Source organism: Actinomycetota bacterium (assembly GCA_030650795.1).
Lineage (GTDB): Bacteria > Actinomycetota > Actinomycetes > S36-B12 > S36-B12 > UBA11398.
In genome coordinates this window covers 421,781-441,998 of the sequence record JAUSDJ010000017.1, presented here as the reverse complement: position 1 = coordinate 441,998, position 20,218 = coordinate 421,781, and the positions used below count along the sequence as shown (strand labels likewise).

The 20,218-nt window shown below is 59.4% G+C and carries 17 protein-coding genes; 7 read left to right on the top strand and 10 right to left on the bottom strand.

What is annotated here, in order from left to right; all coding sequences use genetic code 11:
• Positions 1-34 precede the first annotated feature (34 nt).
• Positions 35-1,729, top strand: coding sequence for an energy-dependent translational throttle protein EttA (gene ettA / locus Q7L55_05950; protein MDO8732100.1), 1,695 nt, complete (start codon positions 35-37; stop codon positions 1,727-1,729).
• 2 nt (positions 1,730-1,731) lie between these two features.
• On the top strand, positions 1,732-2,136 hold the full coding sequence (locus Q7L55_05945) for an acyl-CoA thioesterase (protein ID MDO8732099.1): 405 nt from the start codon (positions 1,732-1,734) through the stop codon (positions 2,134-2,136).
• 6 nt (positions 2,137-2,142) lie between these two features.
• On the opposite strand, the gene Q7L55_05940 is transcribed toward Q7L55_05945, so the two are convergent.
• Genes Q7L55_05940 through Q7L55_05930 form a run of 3 tightly spaced genes read right to left on the bottom strand, consistent with a single transcriptional unit; the run spans position 2,143 to position 5,581 of the window.
• A complete protein-coding gene (locus Q7L55_05940) occupies positions 2,143-2,559 on the bottom strand; it encodes a globin (protein MDO8732098.1) in 417 nt (138 codons plus the stop codon).
• Positions 2,556-3,512: a mechanosensitive ion channel family protein gene (locus tag Q7L55_05935; GenBank protein ID MDO8732097.1), complete on the bottom strand. Its 957-nt coding sequence runs from the start codon at positions 3,510-3,512 to the stop codon at positions 2,556-2,558. The genes Q7L55_05940 and Q7L55_05935 overlap by 4 nt, the downstream gene beginning before the upstream one ends.
• A gap of 2 nt (positions 3,513-3,514) precedes the next feature.
• Entirely contained in the window at positions 3,515-5,581 is a 2,067-nt protein-coding gene (locus Q7L55_05930; GenBank protein ID MDO8732096.1) for a prolyl oligopeptidase family serine peptidase, read from the bottom strand.
• 22 nt (positions 5,582-5,603) lie between these two features.
• On the opposite strand from Q7L55_05930, the gene Q7L55_05925 reads away from it, so the two are divergent.
• Both Q7L55_05925 and malQ read left to right on the top strand, forming a co-directional pair.
• On the top strand, positions 5,604-7,016 hold the full coding sequence (locus Q7L55_05925) for an amidase (GenBank protein ID MDO8732095.1): 1,413 nt from the start codon (positions 5,604-5,606) through the stop codon (positions 7,014-7,016).
• 7 nt (positions 7,017-7,023) lie between these two features.
• Positions 7,024-9,162, top strand: coding sequence for a 4-alpha-glucanotransferase (gene malQ / locus Q7L55_05920; GenBank protein MDO8732094.1), 2,139 nt, complete (start codon positions 7,024-7,026; stop codon positions 9,160-9,162).
• Here the strand turns inward: malQ and pepN are convergent.
• Positions 9,159-11,720: an aminopeptidase N gene (pepN, locus tag Q7L55_05915; protein MDO8732093.1), complete on the bottom strand. Its 2,562-nt coding sequence runs from the start codon at positions 11,718-11,720 to the stop codon at positions 9,159-9,161. The two genes, malQ and pepN, sit on opposite strands and share 4 nt — an antisense overlap.
• Before the next feature lie 47 nt (positions 11,721-11,767).
• Here pepN and Q7L55_05910 point away from each other — a divergent pair, with 47 nt between their 5' ends.
• Together Q7L55_05910 and Q7L55_05905 are read left to right on the top strand one after the other, a co-directional pair.
• A complete protein-coding gene (locus Q7L55_05910; GenBank protein MDO8732092.1) occupies positions 11,768-12,379 on the top strand; it encodes a disulfide bond formation protein DsbA in 612 nt (203 codons plus the stop codon).
• The gene (locus tag Q7L55_05905; protein ID MDO8732091.1) at positions 12,379-12,990 is read left to right on the top strand and encodes a DsbA family protein; all 612 of its coding nucleotides are present in this window, start codon (positions 12,379-12,381) and stop codon (positions 12,988-12,990) included. The genes Q7L55_05910 and Q7L55_05905 overlap by 1 nt, the downstream gene beginning before the upstream one ends.
• Here the strand turns inward: Q7L55_05905 and Q7L55_05900 are convergent.
• From Q7L55_05900 to Q7L55_05875, 6 genes are all read right to left on the bottom strand, one after another.
• Positions 12,987-13,664, bottom strand: coding sequence for a DUF429 domain-containing protein (locus Q7L55_05900; GenBank protein MDO8732090.1), 678 nt, complete (start codon positions 13,662-13,664; stop codon positions 12,987-12,989). The genes Q7L55_05905 and Q7L55_05900 overlap by 4 nt on opposite strands.
• Positions 13,665-13,738: 74 nt before the next feature.
• Complete coding sequence (locus Q7L55_05895; protein MDO8732089.1) at positions 13,739-15,346, bottom strand: MDR family MFS transporter; 1,608 nt, start codon at positions 15,344-15,346, stop codon at positions 13,739-13,741.
• The gene (locus Q7L55_05890) at positions 15,343-15,840 is read right to left on the bottom strand and encodes a MarR family transcriptional regulator (GenBank protein MDO8732088.1); all 498 of its coding nucleotides are present in this window, start codon (positions 15,838-15,840) and stop codon (positions 15,343-15,345) included. The genes Q7L55_05895 and Q7L55_05890 overlap by 4 nt, the downstream gene beginning before the upstream one ends.
• Positions 15,841-16,130: 290 nt before the next feature.
• A complete protein-coding gene (locus Q7L55_05885) occupies positions 16,131-17,423 on the bottom strand; it encodes a hypothetical protein (protein MDO8732087.1) in 1,293 nt (430 codons plus the stop codon).
• Positions 17,424-17,531: 108 nt separating this feature from the next.
• Positions 17,532-18,317, bottom strand: a complete 786-nt coding sequence (locus Q7L55_05880; GenBank protein MDO8732086.1) for a hypothetical protein — start codon at positions 18,315-18,317, stop codon at positions 17,532-17,534.
• A gap of 260 nt (positions 18,318-18,577) precedes the next feature.
• Complete coding sequence (locus Q7L55_05875; GenBank protein ID MDO8732085.1) at positions 18,578-19,357, bottom strand: SDR family oxidoreductase; 780 nt, start codon at positions 19,355-19,357, stop codon at positions 18,578-18,580.
• Between the two features lie 106 nt (positions 19,358-19,463).
• On the opposite strand from Q7L55_05875, the gene Q7L55_05870 reads away from it, so the two are divergent.
• Positions 19,464-20,195: an SDR family oxidoreductase gene (locus Q7L55_05870; GenBank protein MDO8732084.1), complete on the top strand. Its 732-nt coding sequence runs from the start codon at positions 19,464-19,466 to the stop codon at positions 20,193-20,195.
• Positions 20,196-20,218 lie beyond the last annotated feature (23 nt).

Sequence of the window (20,218 nt, the reverse complement as noted above, 5' to 3'; positions counted from 1 at the left end):
CGGCCATAGGCCGCGGCCGTTAGGCTCGCGCACTATGGCCGAGTTCATTTATACCCTCAGTAAGGCCCGTAAAGCCCATGGCGACAAGGTCGTTCTCGACAATGTGACTCTTTCGTTTCTCCCCGGAGCCAAGATCGGCGTGGTCGGCCCGAATGGCGCTGGAAAGTCGAGCTTGCTGAAGATCATGGCCGGGCTCGACGACGTCTCCAACGGTGAGGCGATGCTCATGGAGGGCTTCACCGTTGGCTTCCTCCAGCAGGAGCCGAAGCTCGATGAGACCAAGAATGTGCTTGAAAACGTTCAGGACGGTGTCTCTGAGATCAAGGCGATGGTTGATCGGTTCAATGAGATCTCGGTTGAACTGGGCGCTCCCGATGCTGACTACGACGTCCTGCTCACGGAGATGGGCAAATTGCAGGAGGCGATCGATCACAAGAACGCTTGGGATCTGGATGCCCAACTGGAGCAGGCGATGGATGCCCTGCGGTGCCCGCCAAGTGACTCCGAGATCGCTGTGCTCTCCGGTGGTGAGAAGCGTCGCGTTGCTCTCTGCCAATTGCTACTGCGTCAGCCTGATCTGCTGCTGCTCGATGAGCCGACCAACCACCTCGATGCTGAGAGTGTCCAGTGGCTCGAACAGCATCTGGAGAAGTACCCCGGCACCGTCATCGCCATCACCCACGATAGGTACTTCCTGGACAACGTGGCTGAGTGGATTCTTGAACTCGATCGCGGTCGCGCTTTCCCTTACGAGGGCAACTACTCCACCTACTTGGAGACCAAGGCTGCTCGCTTGAAAGTTGAGGGCCAAAAGGACGTCAAACTGCAAAAGCGTCTGACCGACGAACTCCAGTGGGTCCGATCCAATGCGAAGGCTCGCCAGACCAAGAGCCGTGCACGCCTTGATCGATACGAGGAGATGGCGGCAGAAGCCGATAAGGCTCGCAAGCTCGACATGGAGGAGATCCAGATCCCGCCAGGCCCGCGTTTGGGTTCAGTTGTGGTCGAAGCCGACGGCCTGACCAAGGCGTTCGGCGATCGCCTCCTGATTGACAATCTCAGCTTCACTCTGCCGCGCAACGGCATCGTCGGTGTCATCGGTCCCAATGGTGTTGGCAAGACCACCTTGTTCAAGATGATTGTTGATGCCGCAACTAGCGAAGGCGATGTCGATGCGCAGCCAACATCGGGTGAATTGAAAATCGGCGAGACGGTCAAGCTTTCCTATGTTGACCAGAACCGTTCCGGGCTGGACCCAACAAAGAATGTCTGGGAGCTCGTCTCTGATGGCCTGGACTGGATCAAGGTTGGCAATGTTGAGATGCCCTCGCGGGCATACGTGTCGGTGTTCGGCTTCAAGGGCCCCGATCAGCAGAAGTCAGCCAAGGTGCTTTCTGGTGGCGAGCGAAATCGGCTGAACCTGGCGCTGACTTTGAAGATGGGTGGCAATCTGCTGCTGCTCGACGAGCCGACCAATGACCTCGACGTTGAGACCCTCGGATCCCTCGAAAATGCTTTGCTGGAGTTCCCCGGTTGCGCTGTGATCACCTCGCATGATCGCTGGTTCCTTGACCGGATAGCGACGCACATTCTGGCCTATGAGGGCGATTCCGAATGGTTTTGGTTCGAAGGCAACTTTGAGTCATACGAGGCAAATAAGGTCGAGCGACTGGGAGCAGACGCAGCTCGTCCGCATCGCGCTACCTACCGCAAACTGACACGAGGATAAACATGACAGTCGTACGGCTCATGATGCAGCGACGGATCAGCGATCTGGATGGACAAGGACACGTGAACAACGTGAACTACAGCGAGTTCATCCAGGAAGCGCGGGTCAATCTCAAGAATGCGCTGATGAAGGAGCGTGCTGCGTCCTTTGGTCAGGTCGTTGCCAAGATGGAGATCAACTACAAGGTCTCACTTCTTCATGGCTCAGAGCTTGTGCCGATTGATGCCTGGGTTTCGCGCATTGGCACCAAGTCCTACGACATCAACTACGTGCTCTATGACGAGCAGGGTCGAGTCTCACTCGAAGCCAAGAGCACGATGGTCGCCACTTCGGGCGGCGCCTCTTGCGAAATTGCGGAAGACGTCCGTGCGATTCTCGAAGCAGCTCTGGAGCAGCCAGCTTCCTAACGTTGTTTAGCTCGGGGTGTTGGCTTGAGCTGGCGGAAGATCGTCGTCGATGTTCTGCATCGCGAACGCCGCCGATGCGAGGTACTCCCACAACTCCTGGCCCAATTCGAATGGAATGTCCTGCTCCTCAAGGGCAGCGTGCATGTGCACAAGCCAGCGATCGCGCGCTGTTGAGGCAATTTGGAAATCTGCATGCCGCATTCGGAGTCGAGGGTGCCCGCGCAATTCGCCGTAGGTCTTTGGTCCGCCCCAGTACTGCTCAAGAAACAGTCGAAGGCGATCCTCTGCTTCACCAAGATGGCCTTCGGGGTACATCGGTCTCAGGACATCGTCGCTTGCCACCTTGAGGTAGAAGGAGTGGACGAGGCTGCGAAAGAACTCCGCTCCTCCGAATAGCTCATATGGCGTTGGCTCTGAAGTCACCGGCCCATTGTCCCATCGTGCGGATCTTGCGCGAAGCGCACCGTCTGCACCGGCATCTTGATGCCGGCCGCATCGAGGGCTTGCTTCATTGCCTGTCGAAGAACACGAGTTGCAATGAACTGCTGCTCAGGCGCAGTTTTGGCGATGATGCGGATGACCACTGCATCCCCGCGAACAATCTCAACTCCTGCATAGGTGGGCGCATCGAGCAGGATTCGGTCGTACTGGGAATCCTTGCTCATCCGCTGGCCTTCCTTATCGATCACGGCACGGACCTGTTCGAGATCAGCGTCGTAGGACAGCGGAAAGTCGATGCGAGCAATCGTCCACCCCTTGGACTGATTGGCGACGAAGGTCATCTGGCCATTTCGGATATACCAAACCGTTCCATCGAAGTCGCGAATGCGCGTGCATCGCAGTGCGACATCCTCAACAGTGCCCGTCACCGTGCCGACGTTGACGACATCGCCAACTCCGAGTTGATCCTCGAAGATCATTGAGATACCGGCGAGGTAGTCGGCAACGAGTTGTTGAGCGCCGAACCCGAGAATGACACCGAGCACGCCCGCACTTGCCAGCAGCGGACCGATGTTGATGCCGACCGTTGTCAGCATGGTCATGAATGCGATGGTCCAGATTGAAATGATCGCAATGCTGCGAAGCAAGGCACCCATGGCCTGCGAACGCTGTTCTGTGCGCTGGGTCATGACGATGTTCGTCAGCTCGGAAGTGCTGTCCAGGGATCTCAAGTCGCTTGGTCGAGGAGCGCGAGACCTCGACACCATGCTGTTCACGACCTTGCGGATCGCCCGCGTGATCACCAGCTGAGCAATGACCGCGCTCACGACGATGATGAGCAGCTTCAACGGGATGTCCCAATGCCAATTGGCGATGGTGTTCCACACGGTCTCCCAAGTGGACTGCTGGGCGGCGTTCAGCGAGAAGGAATCCATGATCAGCCCTGCATGCCTGTCCACCTCGCCATGAAGGCCAAGGTCTCCGCGGATTCCTGCACCGACTTGCTCATCGAGCGAGCTCCGTGACCGACATCGCCTTCAGCGCGCAGCAAGATCGGACGGTCACCGGAAGTAGCCGCTTGCAAGGCGGCAGCCATCTTGCGACCATGCATGGGATCAGTCCGCGTGTCGTTGTCGAACACCGCAATCATGGCTGCCGGATAGTCGGTGCCATCTTTGACATGGTGATACGGCGAATAGCTGTGCAGCCACTTGAACTGCTCAGGATCGTCCGGATCGCCATATTCGACAGTCCAAGTTGGACCGAGTTCAGATTCGACGTAGCGAATCATGTCGAGCAACGGAGCCACGCACACCACGGCAGTGAACAGAGTTGGCTCTTGAGTGATCGCTGCGCCCACAAGTAGCCCACCGTTTGAACCGCCATAGACAGCAAGTTGCTCAGGCGTGGTCCAGCCTTCGGATGCGAGGTAGCGAGCCGCTGCGTGGAAATCGTCGTACACATTCTGCTTGCGATCGAGCATGCCATCGCGATGCCATTCCTCGCCCTCTTCGCTGCCTCCGCGCAAGCAGGCAACTGCCCACACCCCTCCGGCTTCGACCCAGGCGAGGGTTGCGGCGGAGTAGCCAGGAGTCATGGGAATGCCGAAACCGCCATAGCCGTACAGCACTGTTGGTCGCGGTTTGTCGGGGCTTTGTGTCGGCGCGATGATGAACATACGCACGGTGGCGCCGTCAGGTGATTGATAAGTGACGAGCGACGAGTGCACAGTGGGGACTTCGACTGCACCAGGGGGAGAAGCAAAGAGCGTGACTTCGCGGGTGCGCCCATCGAATTGATACACGTGTGGCACGGTGACTTGATCGGTGTAGACAAACCAGATGACTGGGCCACCGTCAATATGTTCGATCGGTCCGCTTGTCGTGCCAGCACCAGGCAGCGTCACTTGCTCGATGAAGGCTCCATCGTCGGCTCGATGCAGCGTGAGTTCGCCAACGCCATGTCTGGTCTTGGCGATCAGCAGCATTGGGAATTCAAGCTCGTCTCCATCGAGCAGGGCGAATGAATCAAACACTGCATCCGGATCCTCTGGGATCAAATCAGCCCAGGTCGTCCAGTCCTGCGGATCAACGAGTGCAAGGCGGGCTCGCGGCGCATCGAGGTCGGTGCTTACGTACACGCGGCCATCACGTCCAAATGAAATTGACGACTGCGCATCAACATCTCCTTGAACAAGAGTGAATGCAGGTTGTTCAGGCGAGCACTCGCTGAGGTCAGCAACCCACAGGTCATTGCGCGGCTCGGTTCCTTCGGAAGCCGTGATCTCAAGCCAACGACCATCGCGACTGACATGCACTCCGTAGTAGTTGGTCTTGTTCATGCCGGCACCGAATACGAGCACATCTTCTTTGGAACCAACGCGATGCAGATAGACCCGACGATGGAAGTTCTGCTCAGACTGTGGCAGGAGTTCAGGTGCGATGCGTCGTACGTAGTAGAAGGCCTCGCCGCCGACAAGCCAGGCGATGGGTGAGAACCGGCAGCGATCAAGTGGTCCGTCGAGTATCTCGCCAGTTACAACATCCATCACGTACAGAACTGATTCTTCTGTTCCGCCTTCAGAGATTTGATACGCGATGCGATCGCCCTCTTTTGTGGGCTGCCAGTTGTCGAGGGTGGTCAAGCCATTGGGATCAAGCGCCATGGGATCAATAAGAGTGCGCTCGACGTCGTTCTCGGTCACCAGCAGCGAGGCAAATTGCTCGCCGGGCAATCGGCGCAGAAAGAAGGTGCGATTGCCTCGGTAGTACGGAGGCGAGATGGTGCCTGCACCAAGTAGTGCTTCCATGCGCTCAGCGAACTTGTCGCGCATCTGCCAGCCTTCGCGCTCCTCATGCATGAGCAGCGCCTGTGCTTCCAGCCAAGCCAGCGTTGAGGGATCTTGCGGGTCTTCAAGCCAGCGATATGGATCAGGAACGACTGTGCCGTGGTAGGTGTCCGCTACGTCGGAGCGTGGGGCAATCGGATAGGTCGGCTTGGTCACGGAACCACCATAGGGTGCTCCTGTGGCGCAGTTGCATGACCTCACAGCTCTGGAGCAGGGGCAGGCGATCGCACGCCGCGAGGTGTCTTCGCTTGAGTTGACTGAGCACTATCTCGCTAGAGCCGAGCAACTCGATGCGACGGTAGGGGCCTTTGCAATTCGCACTCCCGAATTGGCGCGCAAACACGCTGTCCGTGCCGACGCTGAAGTCGGTGGAGTGGACTTCTCACCTTTGCACGGAGTCGTAATCCCACCCAAGGATTTGCATTCGTGGGCCGGCGTGCGCTGTCGTTTGGGATCCCGAGCTATTGACTTTGTTCCTGATGCTGATGACTACCCAGTGATACGCATGCGAGAAGCCGGCTTCGTCTTTACTGGCAAGACGAATACTTCGGAATTTGGGCTGCCTGCCTACACCGAATCAGAGGTCAGCCCTCCCGCGAGAACTCCGTGGGATTTGCAGCGATCGGCTGGGGGTTCGAGTGGCGGAGCTGCTGCGGCAGTTGCGTCCGGCTTGGCGGCAGCTGCCGTTGGTTCCGATGGTGGTGGCTCAATTCGAATCCCGGCAAGTTGCTGTGGCCTCGTTGGCATCAAGCCCAGCCGCGGGCGAGTTTCAGTGGGGCCATCAGGCGAGAGCCTGGGCGAACTTGGTGTCCACGGTCCGCTTGCTCGCACAGTTGCTGATGCGGCAGCTGTGTTGGACGCTCTTTGTGGATCGTTCGCTGGTGATCGCTCGCCCGCGCCAGCCTTGGCAGCCGGCGATTCGTTTCTGCTGGCCAGTAAGCATCAACCGAGAAGCTTGCGCGTCGCCCGGTTTGCCACCCCAATCCTCGTACCGACAACTGTTGGCACCGACTGCTTGAATGCATATGAATCCGCAAGCGTCCTACTTGCTGAACTTGGCCATGAAGTCGAGGAAATTGAGATGCCGTTCGGAGCGGAACTCTTCGCATGCTTCGCGATGGTCTGGAGTTGCCTTGCCGCCGCAATCCCTCTCGATGCGGCTCAGGAGGAAGAAGTCACGCCGCTGACCCGATGGCTTCGGGCGGAGGGAAATCAAGTCACCGGCCCGGAGCTCACGGTAGCGATCTCAGCGCTTCGAACATTGGCGCGCAAAGCGATGCAGCGGACGAGCGCCTACGACGTGATCTTGACGCCAGGTCTTGCCCAACTGCCGCCCGAGATTGGCTCGATGCGCAATGACTCTGATCCTGCTGCCGATTTCGCGGCGCAGAGCCAGTTCACACCATTCACCGCACCGTTCAACCTGACAGGGCAACCAGCCATCAACCTGCCTCTGCATTGGACGGCGGCAGGTTTGCCGGTTGGCGTGCAGCTCGTTGGCCGCATCTACGACGAATACACCTTGATCTCGCTGGCTGCACAACTCGAATCTGCTCAACCATGGACGACTCGACGACCGGCTATTTGGTGAGGTGCGCATGACTCATACCCCGCGACTCCTAGGGCTTGTCGAGTTGGCCGCTGCCTGCGGGGTCGCCACTGAGTATTGGGATCAGGCTGGCAATCAGATTTCCGTGCAGGAAGAGACGTTGATTGCGGTCATCGCCTCCCTCGGCCACGAAGTATCGACACCGGAGTTGATCGAGAAGTCGCTTGTTGAGCTGCAGTTGCGCAATTGGCGTCGAATGCTTCCGGACTTCGTCGTAGGAATTCAAGGGCAGGCACGACGGATCTGGATGCACGTGCCTGACGGATCCCCTGCGCAGGCGTGGGTCGTGGGGGAGTCTGGGGAACGCACTGATTTGGCACAGATGGACTTCTGGGTCGAGCCTCTCGAAGTCGATGGCGGACTCATGGGTGAGGCAAGTTTTGCTGTGCCTGGCGATCTGCCGATCGGCTACTACACGGTGCATGCGCTCTCGGGTGATTTCCAGGCAACTACGACTTTGGCTATGACGCCGGCGCGCTTGGAGCCCGAAGCGATTGCAGGTGATCGCCAGTGGGGTTTCATGACCCAGCTCTATGCGACTCGTTCAACTCAATCTTGGGGCCTTGGAGATCTGCACGATGCGGGGCAATTGGCAGCATGGAGTTCACATGAATTTGGAGCGGGCTTTCTTCTGATCAATCCACTCCATGCCGCAGCCCCTTCGGGTCCGATGGCGCCCTCGCCCTATCTGCCAGTCACGCGCCGATTCGCCAATCCGATGTACTTGCGCATTGCAGACATTCCTGAAGTTCACGAGCTGCGACGCAAGGATCGCAAGCGCATCAAGCAATCCGCAGAGACTCTTCAGGCAACAAATAGATCAACAGAATTTCTTGATCGCGACGCAGTGTGGACAGCCAAACGCGATGCCTTGAAGCGCATCTTCGAGGCTGGCTTGTCCAGGCAGCGCGCGGCACAGTTCGCTGAGTATTGCCTGAAGGAAGGCCAAGGCCTTGTCGACTTCGCCCTGTGGTCAACTCTCTGCGATGTTTACGGTAATAAGCCAGCGCAATGGCCTGCTGAGTACGCCGATGTGCGTTCGCCAGCAGTAAGGATCTTCCTGGCGAAGTACTCAATGGATGTGCAGTTCCATATGTGGCTGCAGTGGATGCTCAATGAGCAACTGCAACTCACCCAGGCCGCAAGCAAGTCCTCCGGCATGGCAATCGGGATCATCCACGATCTGGCCGTAGGGGTGCATCCCGAAGGTGCTGACGCCTGGTCTTTGCGCCATGTTCTGGCGCAAGGCATGGGGGTGGGTGCTCCACCTGACATGTACAACCAGCTTGGTCAAAACTGGCATCAGCCGCCATGGCAGCCCGAAGCCTTGGCGAAAGCCGCCTACGTTCCGTACCGCGACATGCTGCGCACCGTGATGCGTCACGCAGGAGGCTTGCGCATCGATCACGTGCTGGGTCTGTTCCGCTTGTGGTGGGTTCCGGCCGGGATGGCTGCTGACAAGGGCACTTTCGTGACCCTGGATCACGAGGCGATGATTGGCATTCTCTTGTTGGAGGCACATCGCGCAGAGGTGTTGGTGATCGGTGAAGACCTCGGAACCGTGGAACCTTGGGTGCAAGAGCTGCTCCGCGAGCGCGGAATCCTTGGCACGAGCATTCTCTGGTTTGAGGAGTGGGATTCCGGCGCGATCAAGCTCCCAACTGATTGGCGCCGAGAAGTGCTCGCCTCTGTCACCGTGCACGATCTCCCGCCAACGGCTGGATTCCTGCGGGATGAGCATGTGCGGATTCGGCACGAGCTCAAACTGCTCTCGCAATCTTTTGAAGCTGAGCGTGCTGACTCTGGCGCCAACCGCGAAGCGTGGGCCAATCATCTGCGCGAGCAAGGCTGGCTTGCGGCGGATGCTGACTTGAGCACCGATGCTGGGCTAGATGCGATGGCGATCGCACTGCATCGAGCTCTTGCAGCTTCACCTGCTCGACTGTTGGGTGTTGCTCTTCCTGATGTCATTGGCGACCGCAGGGCCCAGAACCAGCCCGGCACTGATCAGGAGTATCCGAACTGGCGGGTGCCGATGACCGATGCGAACGGCACTCCAGTGCTGCTCGAGGATCTCTTCTCCCAAACCCCAACGGTGAGAAACTTCCTCAATTTCCTGCTGACTTAGGCATCGCGAGCTTGGGTGCGGATGGAGCGTTCGACGCCATCTCGCCCCTCGCTGACCAGGCGTCGACCTGCCGTACTGAGATCTGCAGCCTCCGGACCTGACAGAAGATCATCGGTAAGCTTCAAGGTCTCGGCGTCCGCAAGCAAGAACGGGTACATGCCGACGGTGAGCTCTTGCGCAATTTCATGGGTGCGATCGCGCCAGATGCGTGCGATCTCCGTGAAATAGCGCTGACGGAAGTCGGCAAGCAGTTCTCGCTGATCCGGCTGCACGAAGCCAGCCAGAGTCGCACCGACAATTGCGTTCGGAAGATCTGTGCGCTCAAACAAGTCAGACCAGGCGGTTTCCTTGGCTGCGCGTTCCGGTCGTGCAGCGCGGGCCAGTGCGGCGTGACGACGGCCTGTTGCCGTGTCATCTGTTGCCAATTCGGCAGCAATGGCTGCTTCGCTCAGCTTGCCGGTGATGACGAGGCGGTGAAGCAGGAACCAGCGCAGATCGGTGTCGACTTCGAGCCCGACCCATGAAGTTGAGCCATCGAGAAGCGCAGCAACCACTGCAAGATCTGCATCCGTTCGCGCTGCGCCCACAAATGCCCGCGTGTATGCGAGTTGATGGTCGCTCCCGGCCTCGGCAGACTGCGCCAGTTCCAACATGGCCGACGCGAGTCGGTCGTTGTATGCATCGCGATTCTGTACGGATGCGTACTGATCGATTGCACTCTTGAGTTGGCGGAGGACTCCCTGCACAACTCCGATGTCTGTCTCTCGTGCAGTTCCACTGAGCACAAGCGCAAGGTAGTCGCCAGTTGAGACTTCGGCATCGCGAGTCATGTCCCAAGCCGCTCCCCAGATGACGGCGCGTCCGAGTGAATCGTCCATGTCGCCTAGATGATTAACGGCTGTTGCCCATGAACGCTCATCCAGGCGAATCTTTGCGAAAGTGAGGTCACCGTCATTGAGCAGCAGCAAGTCTGGCTGCTTCTCGCCAATCAATTCAGCGATTTCGGCCTTCGCTCCGCTGATGTCGACCTCGAGTCGCTTGCGCAAAACGAGGCGACCGACGGTCAAGTCATATAGCCCGATGCCGAGTCGGTGTGAGCGCAGAATCGGCGTGATCCCGGCAGGCGAGCTTGGCGGTTCTTGTTCGACGACGACCGATGTGTACTTGCCGTCAGCATCAACGGCTACCAAGGGTCGTAGCAAGTTCACGCCACTGGTGCGCAGCCATTCGTCAGTCCACGAGGACAGGTCGCGTCCTGAAGTTGCTTCCAACTCGACCAACAGATCAGGAAGTTGAGTGTTCTTCCATGCATGCTTGACGAAGTATTGGTGGAGACCGTCGAGGAACTCCTTCTCGCCAACCCAGGCAACGAGTTGGCGCAGCGCGGAAGCACCCTTGGCGTAGGTGATGCCATCAAAGTTCACGCGCACTGAATTCAGATCGACCATGTCTGCGGCGATCGGGTGTGTGGATGGAAGTTGATCTTGGCGGTACGCCCAAGCCTTGCGCTGATTGGCGAAGGTGGTCCAAGCGTCGCTGTATCGGGTGGCATTGACGTTCGCGTAATGAGCAGCCCATTCGGCGAAGGACTCATTGAGCCAGAGGTCATCCCACCACGTCATTGTTACAAGATCGCCGAACCACATGTGTGCCATCTCGTGAAGGATGGTGTTGGCGCGCTGTTCGTATGAAGCATCAGTCACGCGCGAACGAAAGATGAGATCTTCCAAGAAGGTGACACATCCAGCGTTCTCCATTGCACCGGCATTGAACTCAGGGACGAAGAGTTGGTCGTACTTCGCGAAGGGATACGGAACCTTGAACTGCTCTTCGAAGAATGCGAAACCCTGTTTGGTGATCAGCAGGATGTCATCGACGTCCAGGTACTGCGCGAGAGAATTGCGGCAGTAGACGCCGAGTGGGTAGGTGCCATGCGCACCTTCGTACACATCGTCAACGCGGTGGTAGGGCCCTGCGACAAGCGCGGTGATGTACGTGGACATGACCGGTGTCGGCTCGAACTCCCAGCGGGCAACGCCATCGCGAACGACTGTTGAAGTTGGGGTCGGATTGTTGGACACGACCTGCCAATGCGATGGCGCAGTGACGCGCAATTCAAATTCGGCCTTGAGGTCGGGCTGCTCGAAGCAGGCATACATGCGCCGGGCATCTGCGGATTCGAACTGGGTGTACAGGTAGGTCTCGTTGTCTACGGGATCCACAAAGCGATGCAGTCCTTCGCCGGTATTCATATATGTGGCATTCGCAGTGATTGTGGCGCTGTTCTCAGCAAGCAGCTTGGGCAATTCGATGCGCGCGCCATTGACGACCTTTGTCACATCAAGTTGTTCGCCGTTCAATTCGACTGACAGAACATCGGCAATGTGGTCGAGCCAGGTAGATGTACCCGGGGTGGCGCAGCCAAAGGTGACGGTCGTGACAACTGGGAAGGTCGCTTGGGCTCCTGAAAGATCCAGGTCAACGACGTAGCGCTGACTGCTCAGCAGGACAGCTCTGTCGGCTGCTTCTGCACGGGTGAGGTTCTCGTTGTTCGCCATGAGCCGATCCTGTCACCCCTCCTCATTGAGTCGGTTAGCGTGGCAGGGTGACGACTTCGGTTGACTTCTGGATCGACCCAACGTGCGACTGGGCCTGGGTGACTGCTCGATGGCTTGAGGAGGTTCAGATCATTCGCGATATCGACGTCAGCTGGCGAGTGATGTCGCTGGCCATCCTCGAAGAAGGCGCAGAGGCTGAGGGTGGCCCTTCAGACTCTGCTGCTTGGAAGTCGGTGCGTTCGGTTGAAGCCGCCCGAGCTCACTCTGGAGAAGAGGCAGCTCGCCAATTGCTGTTTGCGATAGGTCGCCTTACGAATGTTGAAGGAAATCAGAATGTCTCAGACGTGATCGCCCAAGCCGTTGCCGAATGCGGCTTGCCGTCCTCGATAGCCGATGCTTCGGAAACACCAGAATTTGATGCAGCAGTCCGAGCAAGCCACGAGGCCGCGATGCTGCTGGGGGGCGAAGGCGTGGGAACCCCGATCATCGGAATCCCTGGGCCTGGCGGAGAACGAGTTGGCTACTTCGGCCCAGTCTTGACTTCGACTCCTCGCGGGGAGGCTGCGGGGCGCCTTTGGGATGGCTTGTTGATTCTTGCCGCGAACCCCGGCTTCTATGAACTGAAAAAGGAACGCCAAGCGAAGGTGGAGTGTGACTGATGCAGGCGACATTCTGGATTGATCCGATGTGCCCGTGGGCCTGGATCACTTCACGCTGGATGGTTGAGGTCGAGAAGGTTCGCGACGTCACGGTGAACTGGAACATCATGTCCTTGGGTGTTCTCAATGAGCGCAACGATGTTTCGGAGGACTACAAGAAACTCATCGCTCGTACTTGGCGTCCTGCGCGCGTGCTGTGCCGAGCGCGTGAGCTCCACGGCGATGATGTGGTCTTTCCGCTTTTCTCGGCGCTGGGCACCCGCTTCCACCTAGACAAGCGCAAGGACATGGATGCCGTTATCGCTGAAGCGCTTGCTGAGCTTGGATTGGAGGCAAGCCTGGCTGAGGCCGCCGATGATCCACAGTACGACCATCTCGTGCGCGCAGCGCATGCAACTGCAGTGGCGACGTCGGGTGCGGGTGTTGGCACGCCTGTCATTGCTATCGATGGCCTCGACGGGACCCCTGTTGGATTCTTCGGTCCGATCATCACGCCAATCCCGCGCGGAGAAGCTGCCGGACATCTCTGGGATGGCTTTGTGCTGGTGGCCCAGGTGCCTGGCCTTGTTGAGATCAAGCGCTCCCGAACTCTGGGGCCAATCGTCGATTAGGCCCAGATCGTCGGGCCGCGACCCTTCTCTGGCCATCGCTGAGCGAGGCCGTGATCGATGCGCAGAGCTCCGGCAAGTGCTGCGAGTGCGTCGAGTGCGTCATCGACAGGCACATCTGCTGGGCACGTCTTCATCAGCAGGGCACTGCTCGTTCCCAAAGTGGTGAGCCAAGGGTCCAGAATTCGCATGCGAGTCCCTACCCCACGCGCAGACTTCTTCGATGGCGGCACCACGTTTCCGTCGAGTGCTGCAAAGACGAGTTCGGGGTGTACCTCGTGAAAGCGCTTGTCCGGCAGCAGTTCATTGACGGCCAGGATTCGCTCGCTGAGTGCTAGGGCCTGACGACTCACGCCCGCCCCAGTCAACTCGATGCTCAACAACTGCGTTTCAGCATTGGGAGTGTGCAATCCAAGTTCGAGTACGGGTCGCGGAGGAATCATGAACACGCGCGACTGGTGTTTGCCAAGGGCTTGCTTGGTTTCACGGTCGCAGGCCCGCCAACCTTTGGCGACGAGTTTGAGTGGAATGTCGATTGCCACGACCTTGCAGCCACGCACAGTTGGACGTAGTTCGTGGATGCCACATGTGCGCCAGGTGATGTGATGATCAGCCAGAACTGCCGCAACCCATCCCTTGGTGTAGCCGTCAACACCAACCAGGGGACCCGAAGTCACGTGCGGATCCTTGCACTGTCTGGCCAATGCTGTGACAAGCCGCCTTGGCAGCTCGCCACAGCATTGGCTTGAAGTCAATCGATGGGCAGTGGCTCGAACTCTCGCTCCTTGCCAACCAGAGGTGACAAACGAACTTCCTTGAGGAAGAGCGTGAGCACGAAACCGATCAGCAGCAGTGGAGCTGCAACCAGGAACACGTGCCCCATCGCGCTTGAGTAGGCATTGAGCACGATGCCGTGAAGAGCGTCGGGCAATGATTCGATCTTGGAAATGGCAATCGTCAACTGTGAGACATCGATGTTCTTGGCGCTGTCTGCTGGCAGGGCTTCGGTGATGTTCTTTGTCAGTTGGGTGGTCATGACCGCGCCGAAGACCGCAGTTCCGAAGGTTCCACCGATCGAGCGGAAGAAGGTACTGCCGCTGGTGGCAACGCCAACATCCTTGACGTGCACCGAGTTCTGCACTGAAAGGACGAGGACCTGCATAGTGGAACCCATGCCAACGCCGAGAATGAACAAGCTCACTGCCAGGTACGAATAGGGAGTGTCAGTCTGAATCCTGCTCAGAAGCAACATTCCGGTGAAGGCCATCGCAGTTCCGAAGATCGGGAAGATCTTGTAACGACCAAGGCGAGAAGTCAGCTGGCCGACGGTGATCGAAGCTGAGGCCATACCGGCCATCATCGGCACCATCTTCAAGCCAGCCTGTGTTGGCGTTGCTCCTTGGACGATCTGCATGAAGACGGGCATGAAGATGATCGCACCGAACATCGCGAGTCCGACGACGAAACCAATGGAACTGGAGACAGCGAAGATCGGATTGCGGAAGAGCGACATCGGCACCATTGGCTCTTCAACGCGAAGTTCATGCCAGACGAACACCGAGAGCAAGATGACGCTTGCCGCGACCATCAGCAAGATTGTGGAGGAGCCCCAGTCGTACTTGCTGCCGCCCCATTCCGCCATGAGTAGCAATGTGCTGACGCCGGCAACCATGAGTGCAGCTCCGATGAAGTCGATCTTGTGCTGCACTTTCTGGCTCGGCACGTTGAACACTGCCGCGATGATGAAGAACGCAGCGATGCCGAACGGAATGTTGATGTAGAAGATCCAGCGCCAGTTCAGCGATTCAACGAAGAAGCCGCCAAGCAGTGGGCCTGCAACGCTGGAGAAGGCGAAGACTGAGGTGAACAAACCCGTGTAGCGACCGCGCTCGCGTGGCGGAATGATGTCGGCGACGCTGGCCATAGCCAAGACCATGATGCCGCCGCCACCTAGACCTTGCAGGCCGCGACTGAAGATGAGCCATTCCATCGATTGAGATGCGCCAGCCAGAAATGAAGCCAGCAGGAAGAGCACGATGGCGATTTGCAGCATGATCTTGCGGCCGTAGAGATCAGAGATCTTGCCCCAGATAGGCGTGGAAGCCGTTGATGCGAGCAGGTAAGCGGTGACCACCCACGACAGCGAACTCAATCCATTGAGATCGCTAGTGATGCGAGGGAGCGCAACCGAGACGATGGTCTGATCGATTGCTGCCAGGAACATCGTAAGCATGAGCGAACCCATGATCAGTTTGAGACGCCGACCAGTGATCCGATCCTCAGACGGTGCGCCCTCGGCGATCAGTGTCGCAACGGGATCAGTAGTCAGACCAGGATCCTGGTCGTGAGTCGTGCTCATGCTTGCTCTGCTTCAGAGGTGGTTCGATCAAAGTCAAGGACGAATTTTTCGAGCAGGTGGCCAAAGGCGATGCGTTCGGACTCAGGCCATAGCGCCATCACCTGCTCAAAGAGGGCGACGCGCGCGCGTGTTGCGGCTTGCAGGTGCTCACGCCCTGGTTGCGAGATATCGACCCACTGCACTCGTCGGTCGCTTGCGTCGGGGGTGCGGTTGACCAAGCCGTCATCGGCCATCGAGCAGATGTGTCGACTGACGGTGGACGGGTCGAGCATCAGTAATTGAGCGAGGTCGGCGGAACGCATGGGTCCTTCGTTGGCGAGCTTTCCAAGCATCGTGTTGACCGTTGCCTGCTCGCGCTGCCTAGCGGTGAATCTCTTGCCGATGTTCATGAGCTCGATCAGGTTGAAGGCCACCTGAGAGTTCGAGGAGTCGTGCACGGCATCGGCTACGAAGGCCCGGGTGCGCTCTCGAAGGATGTTAGTTGGTTGCGCCATGCAACTATTGTAGTGAACGATCGTTCACTACACAAATCGGGCATGTGTGACTTGACAAGCCCACGACACAGGGAACGTCGCAGGGTCACCTCCATGCAAAGCAGATCACTACGATTTCCCATGCGCGATGGCTCAGTGCGGCGCAGGCGACGGCACTTGCAAGGACGCCGAATTGGTCCGGTGCTTCGCTTTCTGCAGCCCCGAGCGGACCCACGCCCAGGCCATAGCCATCCTCGATTGGGAGGCGGGGCGTGGTGAGGACCTAGTTGACCACGGTGGATTGGTGGCGCTTATGTGTTGTCTCGTCCGCCGCCCAGGGGCCATGTCGAAGGGTTGTTGTCTGTCTGGGTGCCGGGGGCCACGACGTTCGTGTCAAAGGCGGCCTTGGCATACTGCCGCACGCCCTCGTAGTAGGCCAGGGCGCCTGGCGGCCCGCCCACCACTACGGCCGCCGGCAGGAGCGCCTGCGAAACGCCCTTCGTGCAACTCGATATCGCATTGGGGCTCACGTTCCCATCCAGGTACTTGTGGCACAGAGTTTGCATGTCCTTTTCGAGCTTCTTGTCGACCCGTTCGCGTGACCAGGTCCGGAAGTCCACCACGTGCTTCAGGAAGGGGTCGGCCACCGTGACACCGGCGTAGCCAGCGTCGTGCTGGTTGCACGCAGCACGGAAGTTAACCGTTTCCTTATTGTACTTCTGCGTGTCGAGCAGCCAGTTTTGAACGGCTTCAGCACCCGGTCCCCACTGCGCGCCTCCGCAGCCGTTGGACACCCTCGACACGGGCACCTGGACCGACAGCCACTCGCACTTCGGCCCCGGCGTCGCACTCGTGTTGCCCGCGGCATCCACGGCCGACACGCAGATATAGAACGGTCCCGGGTAGCGAGACCCAGCATCAGCGGTGCCTTCACGCACCTGGCCGGTCGCCTTGACCAGCCCGCGACTCGTCTGGGTGGCCACGACGTCGCCGCCGGAATAGAGGGTGAGCGTCACCTTCGCCTTCTTGCTGTTGTCAGTGACCGACCACCGCACCCTGAACTTCTCCCCGATCCGGATAATGCCTGATTCCGCGTCAAGCCTTACGGTCGGCGGTGTGGTGTCGGGCGCAGTCGGGTCGGGCGCGGTAGCGACAGGCGCGGGCCCACCTTCGAAGCTCTCGCTGTTGGTTCCGACGCGCACATCAAGCCATAGTCCGCCGTTGTATGTCGATACGGTGAAGAAGGCCGCCACAGCCGGATTCGCGCAGCCCGGATGTGCCGAGGCCGTGCCCGTGTAGTTCGGGGCACTTCCGCGGATGGTCCAAATCAATTTCCCTGCCGGACTGTTACAACTAGCGCCTGAATTGTCCTGGACGACGTTGCCGACGTAATTGCCACCGGACCCCGTCACGTTGATGGTGACAACGCCGTGCTCCCACTTCGACGACCACTCGCGGACGATCGGATCGACGGCCGCCGCGCGTGGCTTGGCCACGAGCCGATCGGGCGTCGATGCCACCGAGGAGGCGGAGCTCGAGAGCGCCAAGGCAAGAGCCCCGATGGTGACCCCCGCGAGAACTACGACGACGCGGTAACGCTTCAAAGCGGCCTCCCAGGCTCTGTCGAACTTAGGCCAAGGCAGGACCCCTGGGGAACGCTACGCCGAAGGATCGGTCGTGGCTACTTCTTGGTTCGATTCCCGCCTGCCCGGTCAGGCCAGCGAACGCGCGAGCAGGGTGCCTCCCCAGATAGAGAGTTGGCCGTAGTTGCAGCCGCCGCGTCGTCCTTCGGCGCGCACTTGGACGCGGTGAGGGCCATCGCCTATGCGGAATGAATAGTCCCGGGTCGCCTGCCTCGAACCCAAGAAGGGCGAGACCCTCTCGACCCCTCCATCGACCGAGATGTAGAGGCGGACATCAGAGCAGTGCTGAGCCAGCGTGAAGAGGACGGCGATCCTTCCGGACCCAGGCCGCACCACTCCCACAAAGACCTTCGGGCAGATCTGACTCCCGGTGGTGCCACAACTGACGAGGACCGAGAAGGACTGCTTGAAGGTCTCATCTGCGCGCAGACTCGTCGCCTGGCCGGTAAACGGCGAGGCGGGTGAGGTCTGCGCGAAGTTCACCAGAGTCAGGATGAGCGTCGTACCCCGCGGACCCACGCTGCCATTCAGGGTCTGCGTTCCAGCGCATGGATACTCGTCTCCCCGTCCGCTGGCGCGCGCCAGGCTGAGGCTGATCGAACTGCCGTCGATCCGGCCCGTCGCCCCGTAGGTGTCGGTGCAGCCCCGCTTCATGATGAATCTGCCGGTCAGCGAGCCGTCGGCGGACTGCGAGATCACCAGGTCGCCGCCTGCCGAGGACCACGTGCCACTGACGTCCCACTCAGGCGTGGAGGCACTCGCCCCGGATGCGAGGGAGCTGATCTGCAGGAGGAGTAGCAGCGCGACCCCCACTGACAGACCACGAACGACCAGACGCAGGAACCCAGTACCCATGTCACCTCTCTATACCGAAATCCGCCGCGTGGCAACGCCCAAAGGTCCCGCGTGTGGGCTCGCATGGGTAGACCGTGTTCTGGACAGGATGCGCAGTTCGTACCGCGCTTCGCGAGTCATGCGGCTCTGCCGATAAGCGACGAGATTTGATGCCGGTACAGGCGATCTTTGCCGACTACCTCGGCGGATATGTGGGCGCGGCGCACAGCCACTTGGCTCATCGCTCATGGCCTGGGAGTGAGAATCCGGGGAATCATCCCTCAGATAGCGGAGCTCATGCCGCCATCGAGATTCAGGGCCGACCCAGTTATATAGGAGGAGCGATCCGAGAGCAGGTAGGCGCCCAGATCGGCGAACTCTTCGAGTTCGCCAACTCGTCCAAGTGGAATGCCTGAGCGGTTGGCCATTTCGGCGTACAACTCATCGATTGGCGCTCCCGTCTGACTTGCCCGGCGAACCCATTGGTTGGACTTGATGATGCCGATGAGAATGGCGTTGACGCGAATGCCGTCTGCCCCTAGTTCTTTGGACGCTGCCTTGGTCAAGGCAAGACCTGCGGCTCGAGAAGCACTTGAGGGCAGGGAACTCGCCGCTGCCGCTCGAGCCGCGATAGCCAGCACATTGATGATCGAACCGCCGCCCGAACTTCGCAGATGAGGGGTGGCTAGCCGGATCAAGCGCGCAGCAGCGACCACCTTGAGGTCGAAGTCATCAGCCCACTCTTCGTCAGAAAGATCCGAAACCCGGTTGCCAGATGCCGCGCCAGCGTTGTTCACCAGTCCATCAATGCGCTGCCACTGGTCGGCCACCGTCCCAATGAGGCGCTCCATGTCATCAGCCACTGTGACATCGGCCGGGATAGCCAGCAGGCGATCGCGCTGCGCACCAAGTTCACCCTGCGCTCGCGCGAGTCGTTCTCGATCGCGCCCGCAGATTGCCACTCGGGCACCCTCGGATAGCAAGCCCTTGGCGAGTGCAGCGCCCAGGCCGTCAGTCCCGCCGGTGATGACGATGACCTTGTCGCGCAGATGCAGATCCATCCTTGGATGCTAGCCATCGGCGCACATGCTCGATGCCGGCAAGCGAGTCCTTCACTTTCGGGCAGTTGCCGCACCATGCTGCAGTTAGCAATCTCTGGGAGGTTCGATGAGTTTCAATCGAGATCTGGCAGGCACGGTCATCGCAATCACGGGTGCCACATCCGGGATCGGACGCGAGACGGCCAGACAATTAGTTGCCGAGGGTGCTCGCGTCGCGCTCGGTGGCCGTCGCACCGAGCGTCTGGAGGCGCTCGTGACCGAGCTCGGCGCGGATAACGCTGTTGGGGTAGCCATGGACGTGCGTACGCCCTTGGACAACGCACGGCTGATCAACACAGCGGTCGATCGCTGGGGCCGCTTGGACTCCGTCGTGCCAAACGCCGGCATCGGGCTGCACGGGGGAATCCTTGAACAAAGTGACGAGCAGCTCACCACGATGATGGAGACAAATTTTACGGGCACCGTATGGACCGTGCGGGCAGCCCTGCCCACCATGCTTGCCGCCGGCGGCGGCGATGTCGTGATCGTCTCCAGCGTCGCCGGCTTCAGAGGCGGCCCGGACGAGGCCGTCTATGCAGCCACCAAGCATGCACAAGTGGGACTCGCTGGGTCTCTGGATCGCGAGCTGCGCGAGAGTGGTGTACGCGTCACGCTCATCTGCCCGGCCGGCACGGCCACCGAGTTCGCGGTCGGAACTGGGCGCGTGCCCGACGACCCGCGCTTTGCACAATACCTACAACCCGAAGACGTGGCTGCAGCCGTTGTCACCACCCTTCGTCAGCCGCGGACACTTCGCACATGTGTCTGGACGATTTGGAGCATGGGCCAGGGCAGTTGAGAAATTCACAAGTACGTGCGACA